Annotated in this window: 10 protein-coding genes; 7 read left to right on the top strand and 3 right to left on the bottom strand. The window is 73.9% G+C overall.

Features of this window, described 5'->3' with window-relative positions; translation table 11 throughout:
- Positions 1–15: 15 nt before the first annotated feature.
- Positions 16–585 (bottom strand): TetR/AcrR family transcriptional regulator, encoded by a 570-nt coding sequence (locus ONA70_RS04915; protein ID WP_265005121.1) that lies wholly within the window; start codon positions 583–585, stop codon positions 16–18.
- A 114-nt stretch (positions 586–699) separates the two neighbouring features.
- On the opposite strand from ONA70_RS04915, the gene ONA70_RS04920 reads away from it, so the two are divergent.
- Positions 700–2,289: an MDR family MFS transporter gene (locus tag ONA70_RS04920; protein ID WP_265005122.1), complete on the top strand. Its 1,590-nt coding sequence runs from the start codon at positions 700–702 to the stop codon at positions 2,287–2,289.
- A 167-nt stretch (positions 2,290–2,456) separates the two neighbouring features.
- On the opposite strand, the gene ONA70_RS04925 is transcribed toward ONA70_RS04920, so the two are convergent.
- Positions 2,457–4,277 carry a tetratricopeptide repeat protein gene (locus ONA70_RS04925; protein WP_265005123.1) on the bottom strand — a complete coding sequence of 607 codons (1,821 nt, stop codon included), beginning with the start codon at positions 4,275–4,277 and terminating at the stop codon, positions 2,457–2,459.
- Between the two features lie 184 nt (positions 4,278–4,461).
- Between ONA70_RS04925 and ONA70_RS04930 the strand changes: the two genes are divergently transcribed.
- Complete coding sequence (locus ONA70_RS04930; protein ID WP_265005133.1) at positions 4,462–5,493, top strand: SIS domain-containing protein; 1,032 nt, start codon at positions 4,462–4,464, stop codon at positions 5,491–5,493.
- A gap of 25 nt (positions 5,494–5,518) precedes the next feature.
- On the top strand, positions 5,519–7,060 hold the full coding sequence (locus ONA70_RS04935; protein ID WP_265005124.1) for a sensor histidine kinase: 1,542 nt from the start codon (positions 5,519–5,521) through the stop codon (positions 7,058–7,060).
- A 10-nt stretch (positions 7,061–7,070) separates the two neighbouring features.
- Here ONA70_RS04935 and ONA70_RS04940 read toward each other — a convergent pair whose 3' ends face one another.
- On the bottom strand, positions 7,071–8,573 hold the full coding sequence (locus tag ONA70_RS04940; RefSeq protein ID WP_406601141.1) for a glycosyltransferase family 39 protein: 1,503 nt from the start codon (positions 8,571–8,573) through the stop codon (positions 7,071–7,073).
- A gap of 528 nt (positions 8,574–9,101) precedes the next feature.
- Here ONA70_RS04940 and ONA70_RS04945 point away from each other — a divergent pair.
- The 4 genes from ONA70_RS04945 to ONA70_RS04960 form a co-directional block, all read left to right on the top strand.
- Entirely contained in the window at positions 9,102–10,808 is a 1,707-nt protein-coding gene (locus tag ONA70_RS04945; RefSeq protein ID WP_265005126.1) for a nitrite/sulfite reductase, read from the top strand.
- Positions 10,805–10,963 (top strand): hypothetical protein, encoded by a 159-nt coding sequence (locus ONA70_RS04950; protein WP_265005127.1) that lies wholly within the window; start codon positions 10,805–10,807, stop codon positions 10,961–10,963. The genes ONA70_RS04945 and ONA70_RS04950 overlap by 4 nt, the downstream gene beginning before the upstream one ends.
- On the top strand, positions 10,960–11,721 hold the full coding sequence (locus tag ONA70_RS04955; RefSeq protein ID WP_265005128.1) for a phosphoadenylyl-sulfate reductase: 762 nt from the start codon (positions 10,960–10,962) through the stop codon (positions 11,719–11,721). Before ONA70_RS04950 ends, ONA70_RS04955 begins: the two co-directional genes overlap by 4 nt.
- On the top strand, positions 11,703–12,426 hold a 724-nt coding region (locus tag ONA70_RS04960; RefSeq protein WP_265005129.1), incomplete at its 3' end, for a sirohydrochlorin chelatase. The genes ONA70_RS04955 and ONA70_RS04960, both read left to right, overlap by 19 nt.

Here is a 12,426-nt window from a genome sequence, read left to right on the forward strand (position 1 = left end):
CGCGAACCGGCCCGGTCAGTCAGCGTCGGCGATCTTCGCCAGCAGCTCGTCGGCGACGTCCAGCGCGATCTTCGTCCGCTCGTCCTCGGTGATGCCCGGGGCACGGATGGCGAACCAGCTGGTGTGTACGGCGAACAGGCACAGCGTGGCCCGGAGCTGGGCCTGCGGCGACTCGTCGCCCCGGCACAGCTCGTTGGCCAGCCGCATCATCCGCTCCCGCATCTGCATGCCGGCGCTGAGGCTCTTCAGCACGGTCTGGTTCTGCTCGAAGAAGCGCATCACCGAGGGCAGCTCGCCGCCGAACATGGCCTCGGCGTACCGGCTGATCAGGGCGTGGCGGGTGGTCAGGGTGGCGGGCTGGGTGCGGGCCCACTCGATCAGGTCGTCGATCCGGCGCAGCCGGTCCTCGACGAAGCTGTTGACGATCTCGTCCTTGCTCTTGAAGTGGTAATAGAGGGCGGCCTTGGTCACCCCGAGCCGCTCGGCGATCTCCCGCAGCGAGGTCCTCTCGTACCCCTGCTCGGTGAAGAGCTCCAGCGCGACGGCCTGGATGCGTTGCCGCGTGCCGCCTGTGCTCTCCCTCACCGCTACCACCTATCTCGCTTGACGGGTTTCTGCTGTCCAACTTACCGTGCGGCTAGTAAGGTAACTAGCCGGGCGGCAAGTAAGTCGGTCACAGATCTTCGGGGGAGCTTACCCATGAGTCAACCAGCCCAGGTGGCAGTGCGACCCAACGTCCGGGTCGTCCTGTTCGGCCTGATGATCGCGATGATGCTCGCGATGCTCGACAACATGATCGTCAGCACCGCGCTGCCGCGGATCGTCGGCGATTTCGGCGGGGTCGACCACTTCACCTGGGTCGTCACCGCGTACGTCCTGGGCACCACCGTCTCCACCCCGATCTGGGGCAAGCTCGGCGACCTCTACGGGCGCAAGGCCGTCTTTCTCATCTCGGTGGTCATCTTCCTGATCGGCTCCGCGCTCTGCGGCATGTCCGGCTCCAGCCTGTTCGGCGGGGTCGAGGACGGCATGATCGAGCTGATCGCGTTCCGGGCGGTCCAGGGTCTCGGCGCCGGTGGCCTGATGGTCGGCGTCATGGCAATCATCGGTGACCTGGTGCCGCCCCGCGAGCGGGGCCGCTACCAGGGCATGATCGCCGGCATCATGGCCATCGCCATGGTGGCCGGCCCGCTGGTCGGCGGCTTCATCACCGACCACCTCTCCTGGCGGTGGGCGTTCTACGTCAACCTGCCGCTCGGTGGCCTGGCGCTGCTGGTCCTCGCCACCACCATGCACCTGCCGAAGTACCGCACCGAGCACAAGATCGACTGGTTGGGCGCCGGCCTGCTCTCGGTCGGCATCACCGCGATCGTGCTGATCACCACCTGGGGCGGCAACGAGTACGACTGGGTCTCCCCGCAGATCCTCGGCCTCGCCGCGCTCGCCCTGGTGGCCCTGGTGATCTTCGGCTTCGTCGAGCGGCGGGCCCCCGAGCCGATCCTGCCGCTGGGCCTGTTCGCCAACCGCAACTTCGCCCTGATCTCGGTGATCGGCTTCCTGCTCGGGTTCGCCATGTTCGGCGCGATGAACTTCCTGCCGATGTTCCAGCAGACCGTGCAGGGCGCCTCGGCCACCAACAGCGGCCTGCTGCTTCTCCCGCTGATGTTCGGCATGCTGGTGGTCTCGCTGGCGGTCGGCCGGGCGATCACGAAGACCGGCCGCTACCGGGCCTTCCCGATCATCGGCGGCGTCGTGATGACCGTCGGCATCGGCCTGCTGACCCGGCTCGACGTCGACACCAGCAAGGTGGAGTCCTCGCTCTACATGGTCGTGCTCGGCATCGGCATGGGCTTCCTCATGCAGACCTCGATGCTGATCGCGCAGAACAGCGTCGAGCAGAAGGACCTCGGCGCGGCGAGCGGCGCGGCCACCTTCTTCCGGTCCATCGGCGGCTCGTTCGGCATCTCGCTCTTCGGTGCCATCTTCGCCAACCGGCTCGCCGCCTCGGCCGGCGGCGGCGCGTTCAGCGGCGGCTCGGGCGAGGGCCGCGGCCTGGACCTGGAGAAGCTCAAGCAACTGACCGGGCCGATGCGGGAGGTTGTCCTCGGCGCGCTGGCCGACGGCATCTCCCACGTCTTCGTCTGGGCGGTGCTCTTCACCGTGGCGGTGCCGGTGCTGGCCTGGTTCATCAAGGAGGTGCCGCTCCGCTCGGCCAACGAACCCCCGGCCGCCGGGACCACCCCCGAGGACGAGGCGGAGACCGCCCTCGGCAAGGCCCCCGTCGCCTGACCCACCCTCCGTCGCGGCCACGCCCACCCAACCGGGTACGGGCGTGGCCGCGCCGTCTCCCCCTCTCCTTCCCTCTCCCCAGCAATGACGCGCAACTTCAGCGAAGTTGTGGCCTCGGCGCGCCCGGAGGCGACAACTTCCGGGAAGTTGCGCGGATATCCAGGGGGTCAGGGGTGGCGGAAGGGGGCGAGGAGGTGGCGCCAGAGGCGGCGGAGGGGGCCGGGCGGGTTCCCGCCCGGCGGGGCGGTGATCAGGGTGCGGGCCAGGTCGCGGGTGGCGGGATCGAGGTCCGGGGTGGCCAGCGACAGGTAGGCCAGCGAGACCGCGATCGGCACCGGCCGCTCGCGTGCCACGGCCACCACGTCGGCGAGCCGCTCGGCCACCACCCGGGCCACGTCGGGGCGTACGGCGGGGTCGACCCAGGCCGCGGTGACCAGGGCGAAGAGCGCCGCCTCGGTGATCCAGTCCTCCACACCCCAGACCAGTTCCAGCAGCACCCGGCGGCGGGTGGAGTCGGCCCACGGCTCGTCGGTGTGGTGGTGCAGCAGGCCCAGGCAGGCCCAGACCTGCACGCAGCGGACCCAGAGCGACGGGTCCTGGCCGGTGAGCACCCGGCCCAGCGCGGTGGCCGGCGCCTCGGGCGGGTGCACCAGCAGGCCGAGCAGGTCGGCCAGCTCCACGGTGGCCAGTCCCACCGCGGCGTCGTACGCGGCCGGCGGGTGCGGCCAGGCCGGGTGAGCGAGCTGCCGGACCCGTTCCCCCGCCTCGGCGGAGGGGGTCGGCAGGGTGGGCGCCGCAATGGTGCCCTCGTACCGCCAGAGCTGGCAGGTGGTGGCCCGCCGGGGCTCCCGTGGGTCCGGGTCGGACACCGCGGCCACCTCGACGTCCAGCCCCGGCGCGGCCGCCGCCGCGGTCCGCATGGCGCTCGGTGGTTCCAGCGCGTCCAGGCGTACGGCGACCCGGACGGTGCCGTCCGCGCCGAGGGCCTGGCGCAGCGCGTCCAGCACCGGACCGCCGGCCGGGGTCACCTGGCCGAGCCAGGGGCGGCTGCGGCAGCACTCGGCCAGGTCGCCGTGCTCGTGGCTGTCGTCCGGGTGCTCCCGGACGAAGTCGGCCAGGGCGACCAGGTGGGCGACGTCCCCGTCGCGCTGGAAGCGCAGCCGGTACGCGGTGTGCACCGCGCAGTCGAAGGTCGGATCCTTGGCCAGCGCCCGGTCGATCCAGTCCAGCGCCTCGTCGAGCCGCCCGTTGTCGGCGAGGGTGCCGGCGATGTCGGCGTAGACGGCCAGGTCGTCGGGGTCGAGCGCGACGGCCCGGCCGAGCGCGGCGAGGGCCTCCCGGGTCCGGCCGGCGCTGCGGTACGCGTACCCGAGCCAGACCTCGCCGAGCTTGGTCGGCTGTGCGCGTACTCCCCGGGCGGCCCAGGTGACGGCGAGGGCGGCCGCGCCGAGGCGCCGGGCCAGCGCGGACGCCGCGCCGAGCAGCAGCGGATGCCCGGGGTGCACGGTGACCGCGTTGCGCGCGAGGGTGAGGTACGGCCGCAGTGGGTCGCGCAGCCGGCGGGGGACCGGGTCGGGCACCGCCGCGCAGATCTGCATGAGGATCCGGGCGGTGCGTTCCGGGTCGAGCCGTTCGGGTAGCTCGGGCGCGGTCACCCAGGGCACGGCGGCCCAGTCCGTGCCGGGCGCGTAGCCGCTGGCCGCGGCGAGCAGGTCGAGCCCTTCGGCCGGGCGGCCGGCGGCGGCGAGCAGGTGGGCGCGGGCCACCACCGCCCCGACGTACGCGTGGTGGCCGAGCGGGAAGAGTTCCAGGTCCCCGCCGCTGGCGGCGTCCAGCCGGGCCAGCGTCTCGTGCACCTCGGGCAGCGTCGGGGACTGGACCAGGGCGGCGGCGACGTGGCCGGCGGCGTGCGCCAGGTCCCCCTCGGCCAGCGCGAGCCGCGCGAGCGCGAGCTCCTCCTCGGCGGAGAGCGTGGGGTCCTCGGGCACGTTGTTGTCTCCGGGTGGTGGTTGGCCGGCCGGGCAAGCCTAGGGGATCACGAATCGGCATGGTGATCCAGTGCGCACTACTGTTCGTTCCATTGCTCGATACGGTCAAACGATGCAAGACTGAGCACGGAACGCGCGGGAATCGCGCAGAGAGGGGTCTTACGTGACACGCCCAGGGGCCGGCATGGCCGCCGACATCGACGAGCAGCCGGCCGGCTACGACCGTCTGCTCTCCGCCGAGCACGCTGGGGCCATCGCCCGGGTCGCGGCGGTGATCGCCGAGCATCGGCCCCGCCACGTGGTGTTCACCGCCCGGGGCACCTCCGACCACGCGGCGCTCTACGCGGCCTACCTCACCGAGATCCGGCTCGGCCTGCCCGCCGGCCTCGCCTCACCGAGCGCCGTCACCGTCTTCGGCGCCCGACCCGATCTCTCCGAGGCCCTGGTGGTGGGGGTCAGCCAGAGCGGCGGTTCGCCCGACCTGACCGAGGTGCTGCGGGTGGCCCGGGAGTCCGGCGCGCTCACCCTCGCGGTCACCAACAACCCCGACTCGCCGCTGGCGGCCACCGCCGAGCTGAGCGTCGACATCGCCGCCGGGCACGAGCGGGCGGTCGCCGCCACCAAGACCTACACCGCCGAGCTGCTCGCGCTGCTGATGCTCGTCGAGGGGGTACGCGCCGGCGACGGCGTGCTCCCCGCCGAGGAGCAGGCCGCCCTGGCTCGCCTGCCCGAGCTGGCCGAACGCACCCTGGCCGACGACACCCCGGCCCGGCTCGCCCCGCGTTACCGGTTCGCCGCCCAACTGGTCACCACCGGCCGGGGATACGCGTACCCGACGGCGCGGGAGGCGGCGCTGAAGCTGATGGAGACCTCGTACCTGCCGGCGCTCGCCTTCTCCGGGGCCGACCTGCTGCACGGGCCGCTCGCCATGACCGACCCGGACGTGCCGGTGCTGGCCGTGGTCGGCTCCGGCCCCGGCGGCCAGTCGATGCGTGAGGTGCTGCCCCGGCTCGGCGAGCGCCGCGCCGACGTGGTGGTGGTCGGCTCCGCCGAGGTCGAGGCGACCGAGCGGATGGCCGTTCCCGAGGTCGACGAGCGGTACGCCCCGCTGCTGGACATCCTCCCGTTGCAGCGGCTCGCCCTCGCGCTCGCCCTGGCCCGGGGCGAGGACCCGGACGCCCCGCGCGGGTTGAAGAAGGTCACGGCGACGATGTGAGCCCGGACGTGGCACGCTGTTCAGCGTGTCCACCCTCCGTGACCTCGCCGAGGAGCACACCCAGCTCCGCCCGGCCGACATCGACCACCTGCACCGGATCGCCGGCGACTGGCAGCTGCTGTCCGACCTGTCCTTCGCCGACCTGCTGCTCTGGGTACCGGTGGACGGGGACGGCACCTACCTCTGCGTGGCCCAGGTCCGCCCGACGACCGCGCCGACCGCGTACCTGGACGACCAGGTCGGCCGGATCGTCGGCGGGCCGGAGGTGGCCCACCTGGAGGTCGCCCATCGGCAGGGCCGGATCTGGCGGGAGGGCGACCCGGTCTGGTACGGCGACGTGCCCGCCCGGCACGAGGCGATCCCGGTCCGGCTGCGTACCGCCGAGGGGGAGGCCGGCGAGGTCATCGCGGTGGTCGGCCGGGACACCAACCTCTCCACCGCGCGGACGCCCAGCCAGCTCGAACTGAACTACCTGACCACCGCGGACGACCTGGCCCAGATGATCGCCGACGGCACCTTCCCGCCGCCCCGGCACCCGGGTGAGACCACCTCCGCGCCCCGGGTCGGCGACGGCCTGGTCCGGCTCGACGCCAACGGCCAGGTCACCTACGCCAGCCCGAACGCGCAGTCCGCGTACCGCCGGTTGGGCTACGCCTCCCATCTGGTGGGGGAGGACCTGGCCAAGCTGCACCGGCGGCTGGCCGCCGACCCCCTCGAAGGCACCGACGCGGGCAACGCCGTGCTCGCCGCGCTGCGCGGCGAGGCCCCGCCCCGGCGGGAGATCGACGCCCGGGGCGCCACCATGCTCACCCGGGCCCTGCCGCTGATGCCGGCCGGCGTGCCGATCGGCGCGTTGGTCCTGGTCCGCGACATCACCGAGGTACGCCGCCGGGACCGCGCCCTGATCACCAAGGACGCGACCATCCGGGAGATCCACCACCGGGTGAAGAACAACCTCCAGACCGTCGCCGCGCTGCTCCGCCTCCAGGCCCGCCGGGTCGCCATGCCCGAGGCCCGGGTCGCCCTGGAGGAGTCGGTACGCCGGGTCGCCTCGATCGCGCTGGTCCACGAGACGCTCTCCATGTCCAGCGACGAGGCGGTCGAGTTCGACGGCATCGTCGACCGGGTGGCCAGCGCCGCCACCGAGGTCGCGGCCACCGAAGTGACCGTCGACATGCGTCGGCAGGGCAGCTTCGGCGTACTGCCCGCCGAGATCGCCACGTCGCTGGTGATGGTCCTCAACGAACTGCTGCTCAACGCCGCCGAGCACGGCTTCCCGCCGGCCGGGGAGGAGGGCCCGGCCCGGCCGGCGGACGCGGCGAAGCCCGAGGTGGTGGTCTCCGCGCACCGGTTCCGCAAGCAGTTGCACGTCTCCGTCGCCGACAACGGCCGTGGCCTGCCCGAGCAGTTCGACGCCGAGCGGGGCGGCAACCTGGGCCTGCAGATCGTCCGGGCCCTGGTCACCGGTGAGCTGCGCGGCACCATCGAACTGCGCAACGGCGCCACCGGCGGCACCGAAGCCGTCCTCGTCCTCCCCCTGGCCCGCCCCACCGCAGATCCGCGCTGACCCCCGGGAGTCAGCGGCGGGTGAGGAGGGTTGTGGTGAGGCCGGGGCGGGGCCAGACCGCGTGGACGGTGAAGGAGTCGCGCAGGGCGGCGCCCTTCGCGCCGGGCACGGCGGCGAGCGGGTCGGTGTGCCGGCCGGAGACCACCAGCCACACCCGCTGCACGCCGGCCAGGCACTCCGCCGGACGGTCGCACTCGCTGGCCCAGAAGTCCGCGCGCTGTCGCTGATCGCGGACCAGCAGCACATCGCGGGGCCGGTGCGACCCCAGGTGGTACGCCATTCCGAGGTCGAGGAAAAGCCAGCTCTGCCGGGGTGAGTAGACGATCACGTCGCCCGGCTGCTCGTGCTCGGCGATCACCCGGGCCACCCCCGCGTAGTCGACCGGGGCGGTGCGCGGCCACTCGTGGGTCCGGCGCAGCGCGGCCTGGTCGGGCAGGCCCAGCAGACCGGCCAGGGTCACCACGGCGACCGCCGGCACCAGGCGCACGGCGGCCAGCGCGGCCCCGGCCAGCAGGCAGGCGAACGGGACGGTGAAGACCAGATACCGGTTCACCCAGAGCGGCACCCGCGTCCCGGCGGCGAAGAGCAGCAACGCCGGCAGCAGGACCGCGACGCCCGGCAGCAGCGCCCGCCGGCCGAGCCGGCCCGCCCCCAGCGCGGCGAGGCCGACCAGCAGCCCGCCGACCACCCTGCTCTGCGCCACTCCGCCGGGCAGCCCCGCCAGGTCGGCCAGATGGGCGAGGTGCACCCAGTTGAGCTGCCGGGACCGTTGCCCCCGGGCCACCAGCACCAGCGGCGTGACCAGTAGCACGACGGGCAGCATCGCCGCCAGCCACCACCAGAGCAGCCCCCGGTGGGCACGCTGGTCGCCCGTGCCCGGCCGACCCCGGCCCACCCCGCCGCCGACGGTCCCCGGTCCGTCGGGATGCGCCGGTTCGGCGATGCCGGTCGCCGTCGGGCCGCGCCAGGCCGCCAGCAGCACCACGAGCCCGTGGGCGACGAGCAGGGTCACGGCGATCAGGTGGGTCAGTCCGAGGGCGGTGGCGATGATCGCGTACCCGGCCCAGCGCCGCCAGGTCGACCGGCGCAGCGCGCCCACCAGCAGCAGGGTGGCGAACACGGCGAGCAGGGTGGCGAGCGCGTACGGGCGGGCCTCCTGCCCGTACCGGGAGGTGCCGGGGAGAACGGCGAAGAGTAGGCCGGCGAGCAGCCCGGCCCGGGCGGTGCCCAGCCGCTCGCCGAGCCGGGCGGTGAGCCCGGCGGCCGCGGCCATGGCCAGCGCGGAGGGCAGCCGTAGCGCGGTCGGCGAGGTGCCGAAGAGCGCGGTCCAGCCGTGCATGAACAGGTAGTACGGGCCGGTGGCGGCGTCGATGGTGCCGGCCAGCCGGACCAGGTCCCGGATCGGCCGGGTGGCGGCGCTCCACGTCGCCAGTTCGTCCCGCCAGAGTTGGGCGTGCCCGATCCCGGTGAGGGTGACCACCAGCGAGAGCAGCGTCGGCGGCAGCCAGACCAGCCACGCCCGGCGGTCGCCTGGCGGCCCGGAATCCGACGGTTCGCTCACGTTCCGCAGCGTCACACAGCGGTCCCGCCCGCCGGGCCGGTCCGCCGATTCCCGGCTGATCGACTCCGGTTGCCGTATGTCGTGTGCTCGGCACGCGCGAACGCCCCGAGCTGCCGCATGTCGCTCCCTCGCGGCGCGTTGACCGCCCGGGTCGCCGCAATCCGAGTCGATCATCGTCGATGTTGCCCACGGCGGCCCGTGATGTGGGATCACATCCGCACTCGTTGGCCGGGACCCCCTCGGTGTGGGAGCATGTCAGCCATGACCGCCGCTGTCGTCCGCCGCTTCGTGGCCCGCCGCCACGTCGATTACGGCCGCGTGCGCAGCGCGATCTGTCCGGCCCACTGACGACGCCCGACCCATCCGTCTCGGGCGCGCTCTCGCGCCGGCCGTCATCGACATCGCCGTCCACGGCCCTTGCACCAGGGCCGGCCGCCGCGTCCGCGCTCGCAGGCACAGCAGACAACGGAGGACGCCGCGATGGCGGTCAGCAGCACCCCCACCCGCTCCGAGACTCCGCCCGCCGGGCGGGCACCCCGCCGGCCCCGTGGTGAGGGGCAGTGGGCCCTCGGGCATCGTGAGCCGCTCAACGGCAACGAGCGGATCAAGAAGGACGACGACCCGCTCAACGTCCGGGCCCGGATCGAGAACATCTACGCGCACCGGGGCTTCGCCTCGATCGACCCGCAGGACCTGCGGGGCCGGTTCCGCTGGTGGGGCCTCTACACCCAGCGCAAGGCGGGCATCGACGGCGGGCGTACGGCCGTGCTGGAGCCGCACGAGCTGGAGGACGAGTTCTTCATGCTCCGGGTCCGGGTGGACGGCGGTGAGCTGAGCCTGGCCCAGCTCCGGGTGATCGCCGACATCTCCCGCGAGTTCGCCCGGGACACCGCCGACATCACCGACCGGCAGAACATCCAGTTCCACTGGATCCGGGTCGAGGACATGCCGGAGATCTGGCGCCGGCTGGACGAGGTCGGCCTGCAGACCACCGAGGCGTGCGGCGACTGCCCCCGGGTCGTGTTGGGCAGCCCGGTCGCCGGGGTGGCCCGGGACGAGGTGCTCGACCCGACGCCGGCGCTCGACGAGATCGTCCGCCGGTACGTCGGCGACAAGCAGTTCTCCAACCTGCCGCGCAAGTTCAAGACCTCGATCTCCTGGCTGGTCGACACCCCGTACGAGGCGAACGACATCGCGTTCCTCGGCGTCGAGCATCCCGAGCACGGTCCCGGCTTCGACCTCTGGGTCGGTGGCGGCCTCTCCACCAACCCGATGCTGGCCAAGCGGCTCGGCGTCTGGGTGCCGCTGGCCGAGGTGCCCGACGTCTGGGCGGGCGTGGTCGGCATCTTCCGGGACTACGGCTACCGCCGGTTGCGCAACCGGGCCCGACTGAAGTTCCTGGTCGCCGACTGGGGCGTGGCGAAGTTCCGCGAGGTGCTGGAGAAGGAGTACCTGGGCCGGGCGCTGCTCGACGGCCCGGCCGCGGAGCTGCCGGCGAAGCCGATCGACCACATCGGCGTGCACCCGCAGCGCGACGGCCGCAACTTCGTCGGCGCCGCCCCGGTGGTGGGTCGGATCTCCGGCCCGCAGCTGGCCCGGCTCGCCGACGTGGTCGAGGCGCACGGCAGCGGCCGGGTCCGGCTCACGCCGTACCAGAAGCTGCTGGTGCTGGACGTGGCGCCGGAGCGGACCGACTCGCTGGCGGCGGAGCTGCGCGCGATCGGCCTGGAGGCCCGGCCGTCGGCCTGGCGGCGCGGCACCATGGCCTGCACCGGCATCGAGTTCTGCAAGCTCGCCATCGTCGAGACCAAGCGGCGCGGCGAGGAGCTGGTGGCCCGGCTGGAGGAGCGGCTGCGTGACTTCGACGCCGACATCTCCATCCACCTCAACGGCTGCCCGAACGCCTGCGCCCGTACCCAGGTCGCCGACATCGGACTGAAGGGCCAGCTGGTGATGGGCCCGGACGGCCGCCAGGTGGAGGGCTTCCAGGTGCACCTCGGCGGCGGTCTCGGCATGGCGCAGGGACAGACCGCCGGGTTCGGCCGCAAGCTGCGCGGCCTGAAGACCACCGCCGACGAGCTTCCGGAGTACGTGGAACGACTGGCCCGCCGCTACCTGGCCGGCCGGACCGAGGGCGAGACCTTCGCCAACTGGGTGATCAGGGTCGACGAGGAGGAGCTCCGATGAGCGAGAGCCGTTCCGTGCCGCTGTACTGCCCGTACTGCGGGGAGGAGGACCTGCGGCCGAGTGACGCCGGGCACGGCGCCTGGGAGTGCCACGCCTGCGCCCGGGTGTTCAGCGTGAGGTTCACCGGCCTGCTCAGCAAGGGGGTGGCCCGGTGAACCTGGCCTCTGCCACGAACCTCGGCCTGGTCGGGCTGGGCGGCCCGACCCCCGCCGACCCGGCCCGACGTGATCCCGAGGAGCTGCGCGCGCTGGCCGAGGAGGCCGGCCGGGAGCTGGAGGGCGCTCCGGCGCTGGAGATCGCCCGGTGGGCCGCCGAGACCTTCGGTGACCGGTTCTGCGTGACCAGCTCGATGGCCGACGGCGTGCTGGCCCACCTGGTCTCCCGGGTCGCGCCCGGCGTCGACGTGGTCTTCCTGGACACCGGCCTGCACTTCCCGGAGACGCTCAAGGTCCGCGACGAGGTGGCCCGGCGGCTGCCGGTGAACGTGCGCTCGATCCGGCCCCGGATGACCGTCGGGCAGCAGGACGGCCAGTACGGCCCCCGGCTGTTCAGCCGCTCCCCGGACGACTGCTGCCAGCTGCGCAAGGTGGAGCCGCTGGAGCGGGCGCTGACCGGGTACGACGCCTGGGCCGCCGGACTGCGCCGGGACGAGTCACCCACCCGGGCGAACACCCCGGTGGTGGCCTTCGACGCCCGGCGCGGCAGGGTCAAGGTGAACCCGATCGCCGCCTGGACCCAGCGGGACGTGGACGGCTACGTCGCCCGCCACGACATCCCGGTCAACGAGCTGTTCGGCCGCGGCTACGGCTCGATCGGCTGCTGGCCCTGCACCCGCCGCACGAAGGCGGGGGAGGACCCGCGGGCGGGCCGGTGGGCCATGTTCGAGAAGACCGAGTGCGGCCTGCACACCTGACGGCCGAGCCGGCCGCGGCGCCGGTGGTGCTGGTCGCGCACGGCAGTCGTGACCCGCGGGCGGCCGCGGCGACCCGGGCGCTGGCCCGGGCCGTGGCGACAGCCCGTCCCGGCACCCCGGTGCTGCCGAGCTGGCTGGACCACACCGCGCCGGGGCCGGCCGCCGTGCTGCGGGACCTCGCCGCCGCCGGCCACCCCCGGGCGGTGCTGGTGCCGCTGCTGTTGACCGCCGCGTACCACCGGAAGGTCGACATCCCGGCCGCGGTGGCCGCCGCCCGGGCGGCGGGCGCGACGATCGACGTACGGGTCACCGAGGTGCTGGGCCCGGCCGACGGCCGAGTGGATCCGGGCCTGCTGGCCGGGCTGTGCCGCCGGCTGGCCGAGGCGCACCCCGACGGGTACGACGCCCTGGTGCTGGCCGCCGCCGGCACCCGGGACGCCCGGGCGCGGGGTTCGGTGGGCCGGGTCGCGGCGGCGCTCGGCGCGGAGCTGGGCGTTCCCTGCCGCGTGTCGTACGCCTCGGCGGCGTCCCCGGCGGCCGCGGTCGCGGTGGCGAAATTGCGGGCGGGCGGGGCGGGCCGGGTGGCGGTCGCCGCCTACTTCCTCGCGCCGGGGCTGTTCCACGACGGCGTGGCGGCCGGGGCGGGGGAGGCCGGTGCGGTGGCGGTCGCCGGCCCGCTGACCGATCTGCCGGAGCTCGCCGACC

It is taken from the genome of Micromonospora yasonensis (genome assembly GCF_026013475.1).
Classification (GTDB): Bacteria; Actinomycetota; Actinomycetes; order Mycobacteriales; family Micromonosporaceae; genus Micromonospora; species Micromonospora yasonensis.